The 21,033-nt window shown below is 68.1% G+C and carries 16 protein-coding genes, 1 tRNA gene and 1 pseudogene; 9 read left to right on the top strand and 9 right to left on the bottom strand.

Annotated features, from left to right (window positions below):
• The gene (locus EEJ31_RS01930) at window positions 1-1,965 is read right to left on the bottom strand and encodes a M13 family metallopeptidase (RefSeq protein ID WP_123044602.1); all 1,965 of its coding nucleotides are present in this window, start codon (window positions 1,963-1,965) and stop codon (window positions 1-3) included.
• Window positions 1,966-2,029: 64 nt separating this feature from the next.
• Here EEJ31_RS01930 and EEJ31_RS01925 point away from each other — a divergent pair, with 64 nt between their 5' ends.
• The 8 genes from EEJ31_RS01925 to EEJ31_RS01895 all read left to right on the top strand — a co-directional run bounded on the left by EEJ31_RS01925 (window position 2,030) and on the right by EEJ31_RS01895 (window position 9,901).
• The gene (locus EEJ31_RS01925) at window positions 2,030-3,337 is read left to right on the top strand and encodes an MATE family efflux transporter (RefSeq protein WP_123044601.1); all 1,308 of its coding nucleotides are present in this window, start codon (window positions 2,030-2,032) and stop codon (window positions 3,335-3,337) included.
• Between the two features lie 35 nt (window positions 3,338-3,372).
• Window positions 3,373-4,620, top strand: coding sequence for an MFS transporter (locus tag EEJ31_RS01920; RefSeq protein WP_123044600.1), 1,248 nt, complete (start codon window positions 3,373-3,375; stop codon window positions 4,618-4,620).
• Between the two features lie 9 nt (window positions 4,621-4,629).
• Window positions 4,630-5,325, top strand: coding sequence for an endonuclease NucS (nucS, locus tag EEJ31_RS01915; protein WP_123044599.1), 696 nt, complete (start codon window positions 4,630-4,632; stop codon window positions 5,323-5,325).
• Between the two features lie 65 nt (window positions 5,326-5,390).
• Complete coding sequence (locus EEJ31_RS01910; RefSeq protein ID WP_123044598.1) at window positions 5,391-6,068, top strand: HAD hydrolase-like protein; 678 nt, start codon at window positions 5,391-5,393, stop codon at window positions 6,066-6,068.
• Between the two features lie 181 nt (window positions 6,069-6,249).
• Window positions 6,250-6,405: a hypothetical protein gene (locus tag EEJ31_RS13805; RefSeq protein WP_158603877.1), complete on the top strand. Its 156-nt coding sequence runs from the start codon at window positions 6,250-6,252 to the stop codon at window positions 6,403-6,405.
• Window positions 6,406-6,424: 19 nt separating this feature from the next.
• Window positions 6,425-7,324 carry a hypothetical protein gene (locus EEJ31_RS01905; protein ID WP_148040108.1) on the top strand — a complete coding sequence of 300 codons (900 nt, stop codon included), beginning with the start codon at window positions 6,425-6,427 and terminating at the stop codon, window positions 7,322-7,324.
• 200 nt (window positions 7,325-7,524) lie between these two features.
• The gene (locus tag EEJ31_RS01900) at window positions 7,525-9,042 is read left to right on the top strand and encodes a SulP family inorganic anion transporter (RefSeq protein WP_199727239.1); all 1,518 of its coding nucleotides are present in this window, start codon (window positions 7,525-7,527) and stop codon (window positions 9,040-9,042) included.
• 52 nt (window positions 9,043-9,094) lie between these two features.
• Complete coding sequence (locus EEJ31_RS01895; protein ID WP_123044596.1) at window positions 9,095-9,901, top strand: phosphatase PAP2 family protein; 807 nt, start codon at window positions 9,095-9,097, stop codon at window positions 9,899-9,901.
• Window positions 9,902-9,940: 39 nt separating this feature from the next.
• On the opposite strand, the pseudogene EEJ31_RS14055 reads toward EEJ31_RS01895, so the two are convergent.
• The 4 genes and pseudogenes from EEJ31_RS14055 to EEJ31_RS01875 form a co-directional block, all read right to left on the bottom strand.
• Window positions 9,941-10,675 (bottom strand): annotated as a pseudogene (locus tag EEJ31_RS14055) (cytochrome c oxidase assembly protein); the annotation flags it as partial.
• A gap of 57 nt (window positions 10,676-10,732) precedes the next feature.
• Window positions 10,733-12,019 carry an ArsB/NhaD family transporter gene (locus EEJ31_RS01885; RefSeq protein WP_123044594.1) on the bottom strand — a complete coding sequence of 429 codons (1,287 nt, stop codon included), beginning with the start codon at window positions 12,017-12,019 and terminating at the stop codon, window positions 10,733-10,735.
• Window positions 12,016-12,519, bottom strand: a complete 504-nt coding sequence (locus EEJ31_RS01880; protein WP_123044593.1) for a CBS domain-containing protein — start codon at window positions 12,517-12,519, stop codon at window positions 12,016-12,018. Before EEJ31_RS01880 ends, EEJ31_RS01885 begins: the two co-directional genes overlap by 4 nt.
• A gap of 80 nt (window positions 12,520-12,599) precedes the next feature.
• On the bottom strand, window positions 12,600-12,893 hold the full coding sequence (locus tag EEJ31_RS01875; protein ID WP_123044592.1) for a hypothetical protein: 294 nt from the start codon (window positions 12,891-12,893) through the stop codon (window positions 12,600-12,602).
• 231 nt (window positions 12,894-13,124) lie between these two features.
• Between EEJ31_RS01875 and EEJ31_RS01870 the strand changes: the two genes are divergently transcribed.
• Window positions 13,125-14,975, top strand: coding sequence for a potassium transporter Kup (locus tag EEJ31_RS01870; protein WP_233563678.1), 1,851 nt, complete (start codon window positions 13,125-13,127; stop codon window positions 14,973-14,975).
• Between the two features lie 727 nt (window positions 14,976-15,702).
• Here EEJ31_RS01870 and EEJ31_RS01865 read toward each other — a convergent pair.
• The 4 genes from EEJ31_RS01865 to EEJ31_RS01850 form a co-directional block, all read right to left on the bottom strand.
• On the bottom strand, window positions 15,703-18,903 hold the full coding sequence (locus EEJ31_RS01865; RefSeq protein WP_158603876.1) for an RHS repeat domain-containing protein: 3,201 nt from the start codon (window positions 18,901-18,903) through the stop codon (window positions 15,703-15,705).
• Between the two features lie 191 nt (window positions 18,904-19,094).
• Window positions 19,095-20,339, bottom strand: a complete 1,245-nt coding sequence (locus EEJ31_RS01860; protein WP_123044590.1) for an IS256 family transposase — start codon at window positions 20,337-20,339, stop codon at window positions 19,095-19,097.
• A 200-nt stretch (window positions 20,340-20,539) separates the two neighbouring features.
• Entirely contained in the window at window positions 20,540-20,776 is a 237-nt protein-coding gene (locus EEJ31_RS14270) for a helix-turn-helix domain-containing protein (protein ID WP_123044589.1), read from the bottom strand.
• A 130-nt stretch (window positions 20,777-20,906) separates the two neighbouring features.
• Window positions 20,907-20,990 (bottom strand) — tRNA-Leu (locus EEJ31_RS01850).
• Window positions 20,991-21,033: the final 43 nt, after the last annotated feature.

Here is a 21,033-nt window from a genome sequence, read left to right as displayed (position 1 = left end):
CTACCAAATGGTGACGCGCTTGCCGGGATCCAGCCAGAGCGCATCCTGCCCGGTCACGTCGAACGCCGCGTAGAACTCATCGATGTTGCGCACGATCTGGTTGCAACGGAATTCATTGGGCGAGTGCGGGTCGATGGCGAGCAGCCGGATCGCCTCCTCGTCGCGCATCTTCATGCGCCAGGCCTGCGCCCACGACAGGAAGAAGCGCTGGGCACCGGTGAGCCCGTCGATCACCGGCGGCTCCTGCCCGCCGAGCGAGAGCAGGTACGCCTTCCACGCGATGGACAGCCCGCCGAGGTCGCCGATGTTCTCGCCGATGGTCAGTGCGCCGTTGACGTGATGGTCGGGCACCTGCTGCGGGGCGAGGGCGTTGTACTGCTCGATGAGCGACGCCGTGCGCTCCTCGAACGCCGCCCGGTCCGCCTCGGTCCACCAGTCGCGGAGCCGGCCGTCGCCGTCGTACTTGGAGCCCTGGTCGTCGAAGCCGTGGCCGATCTCGTGCCCGATGACCGCGCCGATGGCGCCGTAGTTCGCGGCCGGGTCGCGTGCGTCGTCGAAGAAGGGGTACTGCAAAATGGCGGCCGGGAACACGATCTCGTTGAAGCCCGGGTTGTAGTACGCGTTGATGGTCTGCGGCAGCATGAACCACTCGTCGCGGTCGAGGGGCTTGCCGATCTTGCCGATCTCGCGCTGGAACTCGTACTCGGCGATGGCCCGCACGTTGCCTACGAGATCGGCCGGATCGATGGCGAGCGTGGAGTAGTCCCGCCATTTCACCGGGTAGCCGATCTTCGGCGTGAACTTCGCGAGCTTCTCGAGCGCTCTGCCCCGCGTCTCCTCCGTCATCCACGACAGATCGGTGATGCTCTCGCGGTACGCATCGACGAGGAAGCCGACGAGCACGTCCATGCTCTCCTTGGCGGCGGGCTTGAAGTGCCGCTCCACGTAGATCTTGCCAACGGCCTCGCCGAGCCCGCCCTCGACTAGGGCGACGCCGCGCTTCCAGCGGTCGCGCATCTGCGGGGTCCCGCTGAGGGTGCGGCCGTAGAAGTCGAAGTTGGCCTCGACGAAGTCACTCGAGAGGTAGGCGGCCGACGAGCGGATGACCTGCCAGCGCAGCCAGTCCCGCCAGTTGTCGAGGCGCGAGGGTGTGAGGCTCGCCGCGAGGCCCGAGATGAAGCTCGGCTGCCGCACCACGACCTCCTCGAACGCCTGCGCCGGTGCGCCGAGCCCGCCGAGCCAGCGGTCGAGGTCCGCGCCCGCGGCGAGCGCAGACAGCTGCCCCCAGGTGCGCAGGTTGTAGGTCTTCTCGCTGTCGCGGGAGGCGACATTGTCCCAGTGGTGGCTGGCGATGTCGGTCTCGAGGGCGAACACGCGCTTGGCGCGGGCCGCGGCGTCGACGAAGCCGGCGAGCCGGAACATCCGCTCGATGAACGCCGCGTACGCCTCGCGAACGGGCGCAAACTTCTCGTCGCGATAGTAGGACTCGTCGGGCAGGCCCAGCCCGCCCTGCTCGATGAACATCATGTAGCGCTCGGGGTTGCCCGGGTCGTTGTCGACGTAGAGCTGGAAGGCGCCGCTCACCCCGCGGCGCTCGAGGCGCCCGAGGGTGTCCAGCAGCGCGGCCACGCTGGTGATTCCGTCGACGGATGCGAGGTCCGCCTCGAGCGGCGTCGATTCCAGCTCCTCGACGCGCTCCTCGTCCATGAAGCTCGTGTACAGGTCGCCGACCTTGCGCTGTTCCGTTCCCGGCTCGGCCGACTGGGCCTCGAGGATGATGTCTCGCACCGCCTTCTCCGCCTCCTCGGCGAGCAGGTAGAACGAGCCCCAGCGTGCCTTGTCCTCAGGGATCGCGGTGTTCGCGATCCAGGTGCCGTTGACGTGGCGGAAGAGGTCGTCCTGCGCGCGCACATCGGGGTCGAGCTCGGTCAGGTCGATTCCGGATGCGGCGTCAGCGTCAGTCATGGCCCCAGCCTATTCGAGTGCCGCTGAATAGAATCGGAGCATCGACATCTTCACCCGGCAGCCCATGGACCGCGAGATCCTGCGCCTCGCCGTTCCGGCGCTGGGCGCGCTCATAGCCGAACCGCTGTTCCTGCTGGCGGACTCCGCGATGGTCGGCCACCTCGGCGAGACGGCCCTGGCCGGGCTCGCGCTGGCGAGCGCGGTGCTGCAGACGATCATCGGCCTCATGGTCTTCCTCGCCTACAGCACCACCCCGGCCGTCGCGAGGTGGCGCGGGGCAGGCGACCTGCGCCGCGCGGTCTCGGTCGGCGTGGACGGACTGTGGCTCGCGCTCGGCCTCGGCGTGCTGCTGGCCGCGGCGGGCGGCCTCGCCGCGCCCCTGCTCGCCGGAGCCTTCGGCGGCGACCCGGCCGTGACATCCGCTGGCACCACCTACCTGGCCATCTCGATGGCCGGACTGCCCGCGATGCTCCTGGTGTTCGCGGCGACCGGGCTGCTGCGCGGCCTGCAGGACACCCGCACGCCCCTGTTCGTGGCCGGCGTCGGCTTCCTCGTGAACATCCTGCTGAACTTCTGGTTCATCTACGGCCTGGGCCTCGGCATCGCGGGCTCCGCCGCCGGCACCGTCGTCTCGCAGTGGGGCATGGTGGCCGTGTACCTCGTGATCGTGGTGCGGCACGCCAGACGGCACGGATCGCCGCTCCGCCCGCACCGCTCGGGCCTGCTCACCGGGGCGAGCTCGGGCGCCTGGCTCTTCGTGCGCACCGTGAGCCTCCGGGCCGCCATGCTCCTCGTGATCTACGTGGCCACCAGCCTGGGCCGCAGCGAGCTCGCCGCCATGCAGGTCGCGATGACGGTGTTCGCGACGCTCGCGTTCGCGCTCGATGCCCTGGCCATCGCCGCGCAGGCGCTCGTGGGCAACGGCCTGGGTGCGGCAGACGTGCCGGCCGTGCGGGCCGTCCTCCGCCGCTGCCTGCAGTGGGGCGTGCTCTGCGGGGCAGTGCTCGGGCTGGTCGTGATCGCGCTGAGCGGCGCGCTCGGCGGGCTGTTCACTTCGTCAGCGGATGTCGCGGGCCTGCTGCCGCCGGCCCTGGTCGTGCTCGGGCTCTCGGTTCCGCTCGGCGGCGTGGTGTTCGTGCTCGACGGGGTGCTGATCGGGGCGGGAGACGCCCGCTACCTCGCCGCAACGGGCCTGGTGAACCTCGCCGTGTTCGCGCCCTTCGCCGTCGCGGTGCTGCTGTGGGCGCCGTCGGGTCGCACCGGCCTCGCCCTGCTCATGGCGGCGTTCGCCTTCGCGTTCCTCGGCGCCCGGGCGGCGACACTGGGACTCCGAGCGCGCTCCACCCGCTGGCTCGTGGTCGGCACGCGGTAACCTTGACGATTCGCCCTCGTCATTCAGGAACCACTGTGCCCACCCCCATCCCGCGCCCCCTGGTCGCCTGGCGTAACGCCGTCTTCGTCGTCTTCTTCATCAGCGGACTGGCGACCGCGAGCTGGGTGTCGCGGGTGCCCGTCGTGCGCGACACCCTCGACCTCCGGCTCGACCAGATGGGGGTCCTGATCTTCGGGCTCTCGGCCGGGTCCGTGGTCGGCCTGGTCGCCGCATCGGCCATGCTCGCGCGTCTCGGCGCACGGCACGCGATGGTGTCCAGCATCACCGTGTCGACCGTCGGCCTCCTGGCGGTCGGCCTCGGCACCGACGTCGCCGGCTCCGCGCCCCTCGTCTTCGCGGGCCTCGCCCTGCTCGGGTTCGGCATGGGGTCGGTCGACGTGATGATGAACGTGGAGGGCGCCGCCGCCGAACGGGAGATCGGCAAGACGCTCATGCCGCTCATGCACGCCTGCTTCAGCTTCGGAACGGTGGTCGGCGCGCTTCTCGGCGCCGGGGCATCCGCTGTTCACCTGCCGGTGGCGTGGCATCTCGCGCTGATCGCGGCGCTCATCCTCGGCACCGTCGTCATCGCCGTGCGGTCCATCCCGCACCGCAGGGAACTGGGCGACGACGGCGGCATCACGAACGCGGGAGCGACGTCCTCCTGGCGCACGCGCCTCGGCGAGAACCTCGCGGTGTGGCGCGACCCGAACGTGCTGCTGATCGGGCTGATCGTGCTCGGCATGACCTTCGCCGAGGGCTCGGCCAACGACTGGCTCGCCCTCGCCGCGGTCGACGGCCACGGCTTCAGCAACACCGACGGCGCCATCGTCTTCGGCGTCTTCGTGGCTGCCATGACGATCGGCCGCATCGTGGGCGGTCCCGTCATCGATCGTTTCGGACGAGTGCCCGTGCTCCGCTCGTGCGCGGCGCTCGGGGTGGTGGGGCTGCTGCTGTTCATCCTCGCGCCGACGACCTGGCTGCTCGTGGCGGGGGTCGTCATGTGGGGACTCGGCGCCTCGCTCGGCTTCCCGGTGGGCATGTCGGCGGCCGCCGACGACCCGAGGCGGGCCGCCGCCCGCGTGAGCGCCATCGCGATCATCGGCTACTTCGCCTTCCTCGTCGGGCCGCCGGCGCTCGGCCTGCTCGGCCAGCACGTGGGCATCCTCGGCGCGCTGTACGTGATCCTCGCCCTGATGGTGCTGGCCGGGCTGGCCGCCCCGGCCGCCCGTGAACGCAGCCACGGCAGGGTGCCGGCCACGGCATCCGACGATCGCGGTTAAACTCGACCGGTGCGTCTCGTAATTGCCCGCTGCTCCGTCGACTATGCCGGCCGCCTCAGTGCCCACCTGCCCCTGGCCACGCGCCTGCTCATGGTCAAGGCCGACGGCAGCCTGCTCGTGCACTCCGACGGCGGCTCCTACAAGCCGCTCAACTGGATGAGCCCGCCGTGCACCCTCACCACGCACGAGCCCGACGACGACCAGGCGGATGCCGGCATCACGGCCGTCTGGAAGGTCACGCATTCGAAGACGGCCGACCAGCTCGTCGTCAACGTGCACGAGGTGCTGCACGACTCGGCCCACGAGCTCGGCGTCGACCCAGGGCTCATCAAGGACGGCGTCGAGGCGCACCTGCAGAAGCTCCTGGCGGAGAACATCGGCCTGCTCGGCGACGGGCATACGCTCGTGCGCCGCGAGTACATGACGGCGATCGGCCCCGTCGACATCCTCGCCCGCGACGCCGCCGGGCGCTCGGTCGCGGTCGAGCTCAAGCGCCGCGGCGACATCGACGGGGTCGAGCAGCTCACGCGCTACCTCGAGCTCATGAACCGCGACCCGCACCTGGCCCCCGTGGCGGGTGTGTTCGCCGCGCAGGAGATCAAGCCGCAGGCGCGCACGCTGGCCGAGGACCGCGGCATCCGCTGCCTCGTGCTCGACTACGACGCCATGCGCGGGCTCGACGACACGCATTCGCGGCTGTTCTGACGCCCTACCCCCAAGAGGGGGCAGGGGCCTTCCGGTACTGCCCATTCCAAGGTAGGCACCTTAGGATGAGCGGCGTGAATCCGACATTGACGCGCACGTGGAGCGCTATTCTCTTCGACCTGGACGGAACGATCACCGATTCCGCCCCGGCGATCACCAGCTCCCTCGCCACAACTTTCGCCCACCTCGGGCGCCCCGTTCCCCCCGCACACGAACTCCTCGCCTACGTGGGGCCGCCGCTCCTGGCCGCATTCCGCGAATACGCCGGGATGACCGCCGACGAAGCGGTCGAAGCGCTGAAGGTGTACCGCTCCCACTACCAGGGCGCTGCGTCGCTCGACACCGCCGTGTACCCGGGCGTCGCCGGCCTGCTGCAGCGCATCCACGAGGCCGGCATCCCGCTGGCCCTGGCCACCAGCAAGCCCGAGCAGAACGCGGTCCGCATCCTTGAGCACTTCGACCTCGCCAAGTACTTCACCGTAATGGTGGGCGCGAGCGAAGACGAGGTTCGCAGCGCCAAGGCCGACATCGTCGCCGAGGCGCTGGCCCGCCTGAAGGCCAAGGGCGCCGACCTGAGCGCCCCCGTCATGGTCGGCGACCGCGGCTACGACGCCGAGGGTGCCGCCGCGAACGGCGTGCCCGCCATCCTCGTCGAGTGGGGATACGGTTCCCCCGCCGAGGCGACCGCCGCGACCGCCGTCGTGCACTCGACCGACCAGCTGGCCAAGCTCCTGCTCGGCTAGTCCCTGCCTTTTTCGCGCTGCGCGGGTCGAACGCCGCTACGCGGGTCGAATTCAGCCCGCGCAGCGGCGTTCAGTGCGCGCAGCTCGGAGGGTGCGCGCAACTCGGAGGGTGCGCGCTTCGCATCCGTTGTGGCGGCCCCGCGGCCGGTCTAGCGTTGCGAGCAAGCGAGAGGAGCACGACATGAGCGAAGACGGTTCGAACCTGGACCTTCCCGCCGACAAGGGGCCCGTGGGCAAGCCCTCGCAGGCCGAAGGCGAGGACGGCGAGGCGCCCGAGATGACGGGCCCGCAGGAGATCGGCAAGCCCTCGCAGGCCGAGGGCGACGACACCGCGTAGCGGCCACGTCGTCGGCGCAGTGACAACGGATGTGGCGGCGCAGCTCGCCGACGCGGCCGCCGCGCTCTATGCCCTGACGCCGGGCGACTTCACGGCGGCCCGCAACCAGCGGAGCCGCGACGCCCGTGCCGCCGGCGACAAGGACCTCGCAGCGGCCCTCACCGCGCTGAAGAAGCCATCGGCGTCGGCGTGGCTCGTCAACATGCTGGTGCGACACCGGGCCGACGAGATCGGCCAGGTGCTCGACCTCGGCGCATCGCTGCGGGAGGCGCAGCAGGACCTCGACGCCGACGAGCTCCGCGAGCTCGGCCGCCAACGGCAGAAACTCGTGGCGGCGCTCACCCGCGAAGGCCGCCGGCTCGCGTCCGACCTCGGCGAGCGCCTGAGCGATTCGGCAGCGGATGAAGTCGGCCAGACCCTGCAGGCCGCCATGGTCGATCCGTGGGCGGCGGCCGCGGTGCGCACCGGTGCGCTCGTGCGGCCGCTCTCGGCGACCGGCGTGGAGCCGGCGGATCTCACCGGCGCCGTCGCGGTCGCCGTGCCGGCGGCATCCGTTGCCCGCTCGTCGGAGGGCGGCACCAAGCGGGCGGCGAAGGCGAAGCCCCGGGGTCCGTCGAAGGAGAAGCTGGCGGCGGCCCGCGCCCTGGTTGCCGACGCCGAGAAGCGGGCCTCCGACGCCCGCGCGCGGATCGACGCGATCGACGCCGAAGCCGACGAGCTGGCGCCCCGCCGCACGACCATCGAGCACGAGCTCGACGACCTCCGCGCCCGGGTCCACGACGCCGAGGCGGCCCTGGCCGATGCGACCCGCGACGCCGACCGGCTCGACCGCGAGCGCTCCCAGGCGGAGCGAGCCGCCGACGACGCCGAGCGGAAGGCCGACCAGGCGCGCGCCGCCCTCGACCGCCTCACCCGCTGAACCCCGCGCGCCCCCTCCCCTCTCCCCCGCTCTCCCCCGCGCCCCGCGCGCCCGTGAGGGGGTCGGGCAGCGTTCGGGTGCGCGGCGTTAGGGTAGGGTTACGCGATTTTCCCGCCGGTTGCTCGGCGACGACGCGAGCGCCAACGGCGGCGCCCCTCACCATTCCGCGCGCTGCTGTTCGCGCCTCTTGGAGATCACCGGTGCCTACCACTCGCTTAGCCACACCCGTCCGTTACCGCCCGGCCTCCTCGGTGCTCGGCGCCCTGCGGAGCCCACGCGTGCTCACCCGGGAGGTGCTCGCCGGCCTCGTCGTCGCCCTGGCCCTCATTCCCGAGGCGATCTCGTTCTCGATCATCGCCGGGGTCGACCCGCGCGTCGGCCTGTTCTCCGCCTTCGTCATGGCCGTGTCCATCTCGATCTTCGGCGGCCGGCCCGCCATGATCAGCGCCGCCACCGGCTCCGTCGCCCTGGTGATCGCGCCCGTCTCCCGTGAATACGGGCTCGACTACCTGGTCGCCACGGTCATCCTCGGCGGCGCCATCCAGGTCGTCCTGGCTCTGCTCGGCGTCGCCAGGCTCATGCGTTTCATCCCGCGCAGCGTCATGGTGGGCTTCGTCAACGCGCTGGCCATCCTCATCTTCATCGCCCAGCTGCCGCACCTCATCGGCGTGCCCTGGCTGGTGTATCCGCTCGTGGCCGTCGGCATCGTGATCATCGTGCTCCTGCCCCGCTTCACCACGGCCGTACCGGCCCCGCTCGTGGCGATCATCCTGATCACGGTCGCCACGGTGGTCACCGCGCTGAACATCCCCACCGTCGGCGACGAGGGCGAGCTGCCGCGCAGCCTCCCGTCGCTGTTCATCCCGAACGTGCCGTTCACCTGGGAGACGCTCCGCATCATCGCCCCGTACGCCCTCGCCATGGCCCTGGTCGGCCTGCTCGAGTCGCTCCTCACCGCCAAACTCGTCGACGACATCACCGACACCCGATCGCGCAAGACCCGCGAATCCTGGGGACAGGGCGTCTCCAACATGCTCTCCGGCCTCTTCGGCGGCATGGGCGGCTGCGCCATGATCGGCCAGACCATGATCAACGTGAAGGCTTCCGGCGCCCGCACCCGCATCTCCACCTTCCTCGCCGGCACATTCCTCATCATCCTGGTCGTGGTGCTCGGCGACGTCGTCGCGATCATCCCCATGGCGGCACTGGTCGCCGTGATGATCATGGTGTCGGTGGGCACGTTCGACTGGCACAGCATCCGCTGGTCGACCCTGAAGCGGATGCCGACGAGCGAGACCGCGGTCATGGTCGCCACGGTGCTCGTCGTGGTCTTCACCAACAACCTGGCGATCGGTGTCATCGTGGGCGTCATCGTGGCGATGGTGGCCTTCGCCCGCCGGGTGGCGCGCTTCGTGACCGTGGAGCGCCGGGTGGACTACGACGAGCCCATCCCGACCGCGTATTACACGGTGGAAGGCGAGTTGTTCTTCGCCTCCAGCAACGACCTCACCACCCAGTTCGAGTACGCCGACGACCCCGACCGCGTCGTCATCGACATGGCGGGCTCGCACATCTGGGACGCCTCCACGGTCGCCGCCCTCGACGCGATCACCAGGAAGTACCGCAACCACGGAAAGCGCGCAGCGATCGTCGGCATGAACGAGGACAGCACCCGGATGCATGCGCGCCTCGCCGGCAACCTCGGGGGCGAGCTCTAAACCCCCGCCCTCGCCCTCCGGCGCCGCGCCACTCGGTGGTAGGCAAGAGGGCATGAGCGAGAACGAGAAGACCGGTGACGCGGGCGAGGTGAACGACGACCGCTTCGTGGGCAAGACCGACCTCACGCACTGGTCGACGCGGCTCGGCCAGTGGCTCGCGCACCTGGTGCAGCGCGTCAGCGAGATGCTCGGGCCGCACGGCGCCTTCATCCTGATCCTCTTCTTCGGGGCCGTGGTCGCGGCCATGGCGACGTTCGGCGCGGCGAAGGTCTATGACGCCGTCACCGAGAACGACGGGGTCGCCGGCCTCGACAAGCCCATCCTCCACTTCGCCATCAGTCTCAGGTCGCCCTGGCTCGACGAGGTGGCGACCCTCTATACGGATCTCGGCGGTACCGTCGTCATGCCGATCATCGCCATCACGGCGATCCTGGTGCTGTCGCTCCGCCGCAAGTCCTGGACGCCCGTGATCGTGATCGCCGGCGCGGGGATCGGCTCGCTGCTCATGACGATCGCCGGCAAGGACCTCATCGGCCGTGCCCGCCCGGCTCTCGAGTTCGCCATCCCGCCCTACGAGCATTCCCCGTCGTTCCCCAGTGGCCACACCTTGAACGCCACCGTCATCGCCGGCGCGATCGCCTACGTGCTGCTCCTGCGCGAGAAGAAACAGCTAACGCGCATCCTCACGATCGTGGTCGGTGCGCTGTTCGCCCTGACGATCGGGCTCAGCCGCGTCTACCTGGGACACCACTGGTTCACTGATGTCCTGGCCGCGTGGATGCTCGGGCTGGCCTGGCTCGCGCTCGTCATCACCGCGCACCGCCTCTACCTCACCGCCCAGCGCCGATCCCGCACTTGAGACCGCCCCGCGCCCTCCCGACGCCGCCGTCCAGCGCCGCCACAGCACCACGATGAGAACCAGGTCGACGGCGACCGCGAGGGCGGCCAGCAGCAGCGCGTCGGAGGTCGCCTCGCCGGCCGCGACGACCACGGGCGGATGCGCGACCACGCGCTGGCCGAGCACGACGTGGGCCCCGAGCACGACGATCATGAGCACGAGCCGAAGGCGGAAACCCACGCGAGCGGAGCCGGAGCCGATCATGGCGGCCGCGAACAGACATCCGCTGGCGAAGAGGTAGACGTCGACGACGATCGCCATCGGCGTGGCCGGCTGGGCCAGCGCGTAGAGCGGTGTCGTGTAGAGCACCCAGAGCCCGCCGGCGCTCAGCACGGCGGCGACGAGCGGATGCAGGAGCACCCGCACCGGGGGCGACGCCAGCAGGGCGGCCAGGCGCCGGGCCGGCACGGCGGCGAGCGCGCGGAGCGCGAGCGTGACCGGCGCCGCCAGCACCAGCAGGAGCGGGGCCACGAGCCCAAGCAGCACGTGCACCAGCACGTGGTCGAACAGGGTCTCACGGGCCGCCAGCGGACTGATCAGAGCGCCCCAGACGGCGGCCAGCCCGCACAGCCACGCGCCGATGCGGTCGGTGGGCCACGGCCGCTCGGGCAGGTTCCGCAACACCGAGGCCGCGTAGATGGCACCGGCCGCCACGAGCGTGAGGCTCACGCAGAGGGCCGGGAGGTCTTGCGCGACGGCGCCGTGCTCATGCGCCACCTCTAATGCCACGCGCATCCGTCACCACTTCCTTGTCGTTCCAACGCTAGACCGGTGTGCCACCCCGGGAAACGATCAGAGGTAGTACCGCAACCAGAGGTAGGGCACGCAGACCGCGATGAGCACGACGGTGACCACGAGGCCGTACTTGGTGAAGGTCCAAAACGAGATCGGGTGCCCGTGGCGCTTGGCGATGCCGATCACGACCACGTTGGCGCTGGCGCCGATGGCCGTGGCATTGCCGCCGAGGTCGGCGCCGAGCGCGAGGGCCCACCACAGCGGATGCGCCGCCGCGCCGCCGGACTGCACCAGGTCGGCGGTCACCGGCGCGAGCGTGGCGACGTACGGGATGTTGTCGACGATCGCCGACACCACCGCCGAGCCGGTCAGCAGACCGATGGAGGCGCCGAGGTAGTTGTCGCCGACCAGGTCCTTCGCGGCCTGGCCCACGGCATCCATCACCCCCAGGTTCACCAACGAGCCGACCATGATGAACAGGCCCGCGAAGAACAGCAGGGTCTCCCACTCCACGTCGCCGAAGACCTTGCGGGCCTCGAGGCGCGCCAGCAGCACCAGCAGGCCGGCGCCGAGCAGGGCCACGAGCGCGGGCGCGAAGCCGAGCAGCGGATGCGCGATGAAGCCGAACAGCACCAGGCCCAGCACCACGAGGCACTTGATGAGGAGCGTCTTGTCGCCGATCGCCTCCCGCTCGTTGAGCGCCATCAGCCGGCGGGCGCGCTCGGGGTCGAAGTGGAAGCTCTTGCGGAACAGCAGCCAGCAGAGACCGATGAACACGACCATGAGCACGATGACGATCGGGGTCAGGTTCACGATGAAGTCGTTGAAGCTGAGCCCGGCACGGCTGGCGATGATGATGTTCGGCGGGTCGCCGATGAGGGTCGCGGTGCCGCCGATGTTGCTGGCCATCACCTCGGCGATCAGGAACGGGATCACCGGCGCGGCCAGCCGCTCGCAGATCAGCAGCGTGACCGGGGCGACGAGAAGCACGGTGGTGACGTTGTCGAGGAACGCGGAGAGAACCGCGGTGATGACGACGAGCATGATCAGGATGCGGAATGGCCGCCCACGGGCGCGCTTCGCCGCCCAGATGGCGAGGAATTCGAACACACCGGTGTGGCGCATGATGCCGACGATGATCATCATGCCGAGCAGGAGGAAGATGACGTTCCAGTCGACGCCGCTCTCCTCGGAGAAGAAGACGTGGTGGTCATCCGTTGCGCCGATGATCACCATGATCGCCGCGCCGGTGAGGGCAATGGTGACGCGCGGGATCTTGTCGATCGCGATCAGGACGTAGGCGGCAACGAAGACGAGGATCGCGAGGGTGATCTGTACGGTCATGAAGCGGATGCCCCGTCTCCGCTGGTCGGGGCTGTGCGACGCCGATCCGCGTCGACGATGGCCGTCATGACATCGGGCAGCGAGATGAGCGCGGCCTCGCCGGCCACGAGCGGGCCGACCAGGGCGAGTTGCGACTTCGCCTCCACCATCGCGGCGGCGATCTCGAGCACGGTGTCGTCGGCGTTCACGACGACGAGGTCGTGCAGGGGAACGGCGTCGTCATCGACGAGCTCGCCGATGGTGCGCTGCTCGAGGTTCTCCCACACCTCCTCGGAGTCGGCCTCGCCGAGCACGTGGGCGAGGGAGAAGTCCTCGAGCACGTAGCCCGGCAGCATCAGCCGCAGCACGTCGGTGGCCGACACGGTCGCCTCCGGAACACCGGCTTCGTTCGCGATCACGAGGCCGATTCCGCTGCCGTGTGCGATCAGCTGGCCGGCCTCCCGCGCGCTGGTACGGCGCTTGACGGTGGGCGTCGCGACCTGGAGGTCTCTCGCGCGCATGGAAGTTCCTTCCGCTGGAGTGCGCGCAAGAGCCTATCAGCGAGCGTGAGCGACCCTCGGGACGCGGGAACAGGCCGCGCTCAGGTGAGCTTGCCCATCGCGATCAGGATGGGCGCGAGCAGGTACGGGAAGACCACCAGGAAACCGCCGATCGCGCCGAGAACGATTCCGAGGACTCCCAGCCGGGCGCCGCGCAGGCTGTCGTCAGCGCGCAACCGCCGCCTCGAGACGAGCGCGATCACAATCGCCCCGATCGCGAGAACCAGCGCCACGAGCGGCAGTCGCAGGAACACCGCGGCCAGGCCGGCTGCGCCTGCGACAGCGCTCAGCACGGCGAGCGCATCGAGACGGCGTGCCGGTCGTGGAACGCTCATGGACAACTCCGATCGGCGGGCGGTACTCCCTTGCTGAGACGATAATGCCCGGCCCCCGAGGCGGAGTGCGAGTAGCGTTGAAACGGCACGATAACACCCACAGGTTGAGAGCCGACAGCAGTGACCAAACCGACCGCCTCAATTCATCCCCCGGCGGCGCCAGCGAAAAGCTCAGGCGCGGGCCACGGCGCCCGTGGCAGCCGGGCTCTGTACCTCACTGCCCTCGCCGCTTTGGGCGTTGTCTTCGGCGACATCGGCACGAGCCCGCTATATGCATTGCACACGGTGTTCACCATCGACGACGGCGCGGTGAAGGTGAACGAAGCCGACATCTACGGCGTCATCTCACTCATGTTCTGGAGCATGACCGTCATCGTGTCGATCAAGTACCTCGGCGTGCTGATGCGCGCTGACAACAACGGCGAAGGTGGCGTGATGGCGTTGGCCGTTCTGGCGCAACGCCTCTACGCCCATCGGGCCAGCCGTTCGGGAATGCTGTTGGTCGTCGGCATCGTCGGAGTGGCGCTCTTCTATGGCGATTCGATCATCACGCCGGCGATCAGCGTGCTCTCTGCCGTCGAAGGCCTTCACGTCGCGGCGCCGGCGATCTCCCACCTCGTTATCCCGATCGCCGCCGTGATTCTCATCGGACTCTTCGCTGTGCAGCGGTTCGGCACCGGCAAAGTCGGCGCACTGTTCGGGCCGGTCATGGTGCTCTGGTTCGTCGTTCTTGCGGTGGCAGGTCTCGGGATGGTGGTGCAGCATCCGTCGGTCTTGCTCGGGTTGTCGCCGACGTATGCGCTCACGTTCGCGTTTGCGCATCCGGTCATCACCTTTGTCGCCATGGGCGCGGTGGTGCTGGTCATCACGGGAGCCGAGGCACTCTACGCAGACATGGGGCATTTCGGTCGCCGCCCCATCCGTCGAGCCTGGTTCTTTCTCGTCTTCCCTGCGCTCACGCTCAACTACCTCGGGCAGGCGGCACTCCTCTTGCACGATCCGGAAGCCAGGACGGACCCGTTCTTCCTGCTCATCCCGGAGTGGGGTCGCCTGCCGATGGTGATCCTGGCGACCGCGGCCACGGTGATCGCCAGCCAGGCGGTCATCTCCGGCGCGTTCTCGTTGTCGAGACAGGCCGTGCAGCTCGGACTGCTTCCCCCGCTCACCATTCGCCAGACGTCGGAACGGGAGGGTGGCCAGGTGTACCTGCCCGCGATCAACGGGCTGCTGTTCATCGGGGTCCTGGCGGTGATGCTCACCTTCGGCTCCTCGGCACGGCTGGCCACGGCCTACGGAATCTCCGTGACGGGCGCCATGGTCGTCGACACCGCGTTGCTGCTGCTTGTCGCACGCCTGCTGTGGGGGTGGCGCGTGTGGAAGATCGCCGTGGCCGCGATCGCTTTCGGCGGCCTGGAACTGACGTTCCTGGCCGGAAACCTCTCGAAGATCGTGTTCGGCGGCTGGGTGCCGCTGCTCATCGCCGCCGTGGTCATCACCGTGATGACCACCTGGCGCAGGGGCCGCCAGCTCGTTGTCGAGGACAGGGGCGAGAAGGAGGGGTCTCTCGCGAAATTCATCGAGGCAGTCCACGCGAAAGCCGTACCGCGCGTCCCGGGTATCGCGGTCTTCCCGCACCCGAACAAGGACACCACTCCGCTTGCCCTCCGGGCGAACGTCGAGCACAACCACATTCTTCACGAACACGTTCTCATCGTTTCGGTGATCACTGCGCGAGTGCCGCACGTGCCGATGTCACAAGCGTTCACCTACGACGATCTGGGCTACTCGGACGACGGCATCGAGCACCTGACGATGCGGTTCGGGTTCTCCGATAAGCCTGATATTCCGACGGCCCTGCGAGCCGCCTGCCGCCAGGAGATCCTGCCCTTCGAGGCAGCAGATGTGGGCACGGCGTCCTACTTCGTCTCCCGCGGTGCGATCCGCGCGATGCATCCCAAGGGGATGGCAACGTGGCGCAAGAAACTGTTCGTGGCGCTTGCGCACAATGCCGTCGATCCCGCCGCCCGTTTCGGGCTCCCCGTGCTTCGTACCCTCACGATGGGCAGCGACGTCGAAATCTAGGGCAAGCATGATCACGCTACGCAAAGCGAAGGCCCCCGATTCCTCGGGGGCCTTTCGTGTTCGCTGGTCTTTCGACCACTGTGGGTCGATTGCAAAACTCTACATGCTCTCAGCGACCCTTGATTTCACTGGCCACCTTTCTGCTAATCCAACCTCGCCGACAGCAGATCCTCTCAAACTTGGACGAAAATCCTCCCTGATTCGCGAGACGCGAAGGGAGCTGAATACCTTCTGGAAACCGCTAGGAAGAAGGAATGCGATTCCTGCAAAACAGCTGAGACAGCGCCGCTCCCATCGAGAAAACGCGAGTACCGCTGGTCCACGAAAGCCTTGCTACCTTAAGCGATCCCCTACTTTACCTCGACTGCCGTCCGCATCCGGTTCGTCGGTCCAGTAGGCAGGGTCGGCCCTACGCCATCGACGTCGAACTTTGGGAGTGTTGCAGACGATCAGGCCGATCAGCCCTATGACGACGCATATTGCCCCTGCGATTGCGATTTGGACGTGGGCCGGTGGTAGACCACGCTCACCCGGTAGCCAACCCAGCCCGTGGAACGCGAAGAGGGCACCGAAAACCAGAACGCAGATTGGACTGACAAATCGGAACCAAATCTCAAATACCTTGTTCACGCGATTCCTTCACTGCTTGAGTGGTGGCGGCTTGGACGCGGGAGGAGTTGGTTAGCAGACGCTACTCCGACGACTTGCTGACCAGTCACGCGCAGGTTCACAGCGTATAAATGGCTTGGAAGCCGACCGAAGCGCTCTGGGCAAGCGCGGTACAGCTCAAGCCCGCGAGAAGTCCCACGCCAAGTGTTTCTATCGCTAGAGTCCCCACGAAGATTCCGCATGCGCCACCCACGACACTGCCGTAGAGCGCGCCCAGCGCTTCCCCCGATGTCAGACCCGCCAGAGCCTCACCTAGGCTCTTACCCTCCATTATCAACTTGAGGATCTTATACGCAACGCTAAGCACGCTCGTGCCGCTTGGATCGGAATTGTTGACGGGGTCTCCTCCAGCGTAGGCGTACCTGTTCGCGTTGTGCGGGTCGAGCGGCGCGTCCATCGTGTCTTGTTGCGTGAACCTGCCGGTGGTTGGGTCGTACCAGCGGGCGCCGTAGTGGATCCAGCCGGTGGTGCGTTCCTGGACGCCGTTCTTGAACGTGTACGGGTTTTGGCTGGTGCCGTTGCCGCCGGAGTCCTCGGTGAGGGTGGGAACGCCGTAGGGGTCGTAGCTGTAGGCGAACGCCCGGTAGGAGCCGCTGGTGACCAGGACGGTGGGGTTGCCGGTGCCGTCGTGCACGTACAGGGACTGCATGCCGCTGGAGGTGCGGAGCATCAGCGGCTCCCCGGTCACCGGGTCGTGTTCCACGTAGGCGGTCTGGTTGTCGCGATTGACCTGTTCGATCACGGGCTGCCCGTTCTGGTCGGTGCGCCCGTACGTGTACTTGTAATACCCGCCCGTGGTGTTCTCCGAGAGGATCTCGTTCTGCCCGGTCCCCGCATAATCCGGACTATACGTCGTCCCGCCGACGGTGACACCGGTCATCTGCTCGGCCCCGTTGTACTCGTAGGTGCCGTGCGAGTCAGCGGTCAGGTTCCCGGCCCCATCGTAGGTGTACCCGGTGCTGGTGATCTGGTTCGCCGCGTTGACCGTGAGCGTCCGCGCCGGGGCCGTCCCGCCGCTGACGGTGAGCCGGTTGCCGCGAGCGTCGTACGTGTAGTTGTATGTCGTCGGGCTCGTACCGCCGGTGATCTTCGCCTGCGTCAGCCGGCCGGCGGTGTCGTAGGTGTAGGCGGTGACGGCGCCGGTGAGGTTGTCCTTCTGCCATTGGATCTTCGACCGGTCACTGGACGCCGTGGTCGGGCAGGTGGGGGCGGTAGAGCCGGCGGCGTAGCAGTACGTCAGGTCCATGATCGACGTGTTGTCGCTGTTCCCGTGGCCCTCTTCCGCGGTCACGGCGGTGACGCGGCCGCTGGTGTCGTAGTCAGTGTGGGTGTGGGCGACCCAGGTGGAGTGGTCGCTGTTCGCGTCCATCCAGCTGTCGGTGCGGCGGCCCCGGTCGTCGGTTGCGAACGCGAGCACGTGGGTGCCGCCGTTGTACTGGTAGTTCAGCTTGGTCGGCACCCCCGAGTCGTCGAACGCGTACGTGGTCGTGCCGCGGGAGTCCGTCGTGGACGTCAGGTTGGACGCTTTGTCGTACCCGTAGCTGATGGTGCCACCGCCGGCGGTGTTTACCCGCGATGTCAACCGGCCCAACTGGTCATACCCATACGTCGTGGTGCCTTCGCCGTCGACACGGGTGGCCGTCTTCCCGGCCGCGTTGTAGGTGTAGCTGACGGTGGGGGTGCCGTCGGAGAACGACGTCGACAGCACCCGGTCGACCTTGTCATAGGTGTAGGTGGTGGTAATCCCGCGCCCGTCAGTGTCGGTCGAGAGCCGGCCGAAGTCGTCATAGGCCAGGTCCCGGGCGCCGAGGGAGGAACCGGTCACCGGGGTCACCCAGGTCAGCTGGTGATCCGTGTACCAATACACCGTCTTGTTCGTGCCGTTACCCGGCGCCGTCGCCGTCGCAACCGTCCCGTCCGAGTGGTAGGTGAGGGTGGCGGTCGCGGAGCTCGCGTCGCTCGCGGTAAGCGCGTTCCCCGAACCGCTATACGTGTACAGGCTGGTGTTACCGGCGTCATCCGTAGCCGACGACGGCTGGTACTTCGCCCCCGGCGACGTGTTCGCGTACGCCGCCTGCCCGGCCGCACCGCCCGGTGACTGTACCTTCGTCAACGACTCGCCCGAGTTGGCCCCGTACGTCGCCGTCGTCGTGCCACCGGTCGTGCCGGTGCCATCCGTAGCCGTCGCGACATCCGCTTCGGGTGTATACGTGCGGGACCGGGAGCGGCCCTCCGGGTCCGTCGCCGACGTCACCCGGTCGTCGGCGTTCAACTCATACGTCGTGTGCGGGGCCGCAGACACCGGAGAAACAGCCGTGTTCGGGCCCGCGACGAGGGTCTCGGGCCCGTCGGTGTAATCGAACCGAGTCGTCGCCGTGCCCGGCGACCCCACGCTCGTGTTGAGCTGATCCACCTGCACCGGCAGGCCGGCGCTGTTGTAGCTGAAGTTCGTCACCGCCCCCGTCGGCGACGTGATCGACGTCAGCTTCGAATTCGACCCGTACGCGAAGCTCGTCGTCTTCCCGTTCGCGTCCACGATCGACGTCAGATTCGACGACGCGTCCTTCACGTACTTCACCGACCGCGACAGCGAGCCGCTCGTCTGCGACACCGTCAACGTCCGCGATGTCGAGGAATACGACAACGCCGCCGTCCGCGCCGCGGTAGGACCAGCAGTCGACGTGATCGAGGTCGGTTGGCCGCTCGTGTACGAGATCGTGGTCGTGTTCCCGTTCCGGTCCGCGACACTCACCGCGTTGCCCGACGCGTCGAACGACACCACCTGACCGGAACCGTGGAACGACAACGTGTACCCGCTGGCCGTTTTGATGAGGTCCCCCTTCAATCCGGCCGGCGACGAGAACGCGGTCGACGAACCGGACACCGGGGTGAACAACCAGGTGGAACCATCGCCACCGGTATAAACGACGCCGGCATCCGCCTGGGCGAGCGAACCGGCACCGCCGAGCCCCAACGTCCAGTTGTTCGCCTCCAGGGTCGAGGTCGACCCGACCTCGGCACCGAGCAGGTTGTACGTCTCGCCGATCGGGACGCTGCCGTTGACTCCCGGCAGCACCAAGTTGCGGGATGTCACCATGAGGTTCCCGGTGCCGACGTCGATCGTCGCGCTGACCTGGTCGCTGACATAGAACGACAACCGCGTCGCATTGGGGCGTGCGCCCGTCAACCCGGTCTCGTCGGAGTAACCAGGAAGACCCGACGTCGTCGCCTGCGCAGCCCCAGCGAGACCAAAGATCATCGCCCCACTCAACACACCGGTCAGGGCCGCCTTGCTGCTGCGCCGAAATCCAGCGCGCGCAGTTCCAGTAGTGGACATTGTTGCCGTCATTGCAAACCCCCAGAGAAACGATGGTGCCCATGGATGGTGCTTTCAGCCCACGGTCAAGTCCCCGGTAGTGGTGTAGCCGTCGGTGTCCTTCGGGTTGGGGGTTAGGCGCTGAGTTCGAGAGGGTCGGTGTTCACCTCGCTCCCGGTATCGGGGACGAGGGTGAGGCGGCAGCGGGCGAGGACGTCGAGGCCGAGGTAGCGGCGGCCTTCGGCCCACTCGTCGGTCTGCTCTGCGAGGACTGCGCCGACGAGGCGGATGATGGCCTCCCGGTTCGGGAAGATCCCGACGCTGTCGGTGCGGCGGCGGATCTCCTTGTTGAGTCGTTCTTGCGGGTTGTTCGACCAGATCTGCTGCCACACGTCCTTTGGGAACGCGGTGAACGCGAGGAGGTCCTCCCGGGCATTGCCCAGGTGGTCGGCGACGGCGGGGAGCTTCGCGGACACGTACTCGATGAGGCGGTCGAACTGGGCGTTCACCGCTGCGGCGTCGGGTTGGTCGTAGACGGAGTGCAGCATCGCTTTCACGGCCGGCCACATGCTCTTCGGGCAGACGGACATCAGGTTGGCGGCGTAGTGGGTGCGGCAGCGCTGCCAGGCGGCGCCGGGCAGATTCGCGGCGATCGCGTCCCGGAGGCCGGCGTGGGCGTCGGAGGTGACCAGGCGCACCCCGGTCAGGCCGCGGGCGACGAGGTCGGCGAAGAAGCTGTTCCACGCCGCCCCGGTCTCGCTGGTAGCGACTCGCATGCCGAGGACCTCGCGGTGCCCGTCACCGTTGACGCCGGTGGCGACCAGGACGACGGCGTTGATGACCCGGCCTCCTTCGCGGACCTTCATGGTTAGCGCGTCGGCGGCGACGAACGTGAACGGGCCGGCCTCGCCCAGAGGCCGGTGCCGGAACTGGTCCACGTGCTCGTCGAGGTCCGCGGCCATGCGGGACACCTGCGACTTGGACAGCGAGTAGATGCCGAGGGTCTTGACGAGCTTGTCCATCCGGCGGGTGGAGACGCCGGCGAGGTAGCAGTCGGCGACGACGGTGATCATCGCCGCCTCGGCCCGCGTGCGGCGCTCCAGCAGCCATTCCGGGAAGTACGTCCCGGAGCGCAGCTTCGGGATGGCGACGTCAACGGTGCCGACGCGGGTATCGAGGTCGCGGTGCCGGTAACCGTTGCGCTGCGCGGTGCGCTCAGGGGACGGTCTGCCCCACTCGGCGCCGACGACGGCGTCCGCGTCCGCGGACAGCAGCGCGTTGATCATGGTTTGCAACAGGCTGCGCATCAAATCCGGGGACGCGTCGGAGAGGGCTTCGACAAGAAGGCCGGAAGGGTCGACAATATGAGGTGCGGTCATCGTGATGACTCCAATTCGAGGATTCTCTAGACGGTTGACTCGAAGGATCACACGGTGACCGCGCTCACGTCAGTAACGACGAAGCCGGGCCACGGGGCTACACCACTCTATGGGGCACTACTACTCTTTAGCGCACATTGACTCGATGTGCGCTGACAGCGCAGTTGCACTACGCATGCCTCTTATACATGCGTCAACAATCAGTCGATGTCCACGCGACCAGGCCACAGGTCCACGTCAAAGCCACGCTCCAGCTTCGCGATCGTTGCCAGGTCAGGCCCCGCCCGGCCTTCAAACACGGCCAGGATCGTGGTGTGGTCGACACCGGCTTCTTGTGCCGCAACGCGGAGGCCTCGTTCTCCGATCGCGAGCCTCAGGTTTGCAGCAAACCGCCGGGCAACTTCACCATGGGATCTACGCCTCGCACGTCGGGCCACTCAGCTGCGAGCCCCGGGGGACGAGGGCGCGCCGGTCGGAAATGACGAAGGCCCCCGATTTCTCGGGGGCCCTTCGTGTTCGCCGGGATATTTGCAAATAAAAACAGCCAGTTTTGCAATTAACCCACTGTGCGCGAGGGGGGACTTGAACCCCCACGCCCTTTCGAGCACTGGCACCTGAAGCCAGCGCGTCTGCCAATTCCGCCACTCGCGCGAACTTGGAAATGCTAGCACTTTCGCCGCCGCATCCGCCATTC

Source organism: Cryobacterium tepidiphilum (assembly GCF_003716325.1).
Classification (GTDB): Bacteria; Actinomycetota; Actinomycetes; order Actinomycetales; family Microbacteriaceae; genus Cryobacterium; species Cryobacterium tepidiphilum.
The sequence above is the reverse complement of the archived record's forward strand: the minus strand, read 5'-3'. Positions and strand labels throughout refer to the sequence as shown.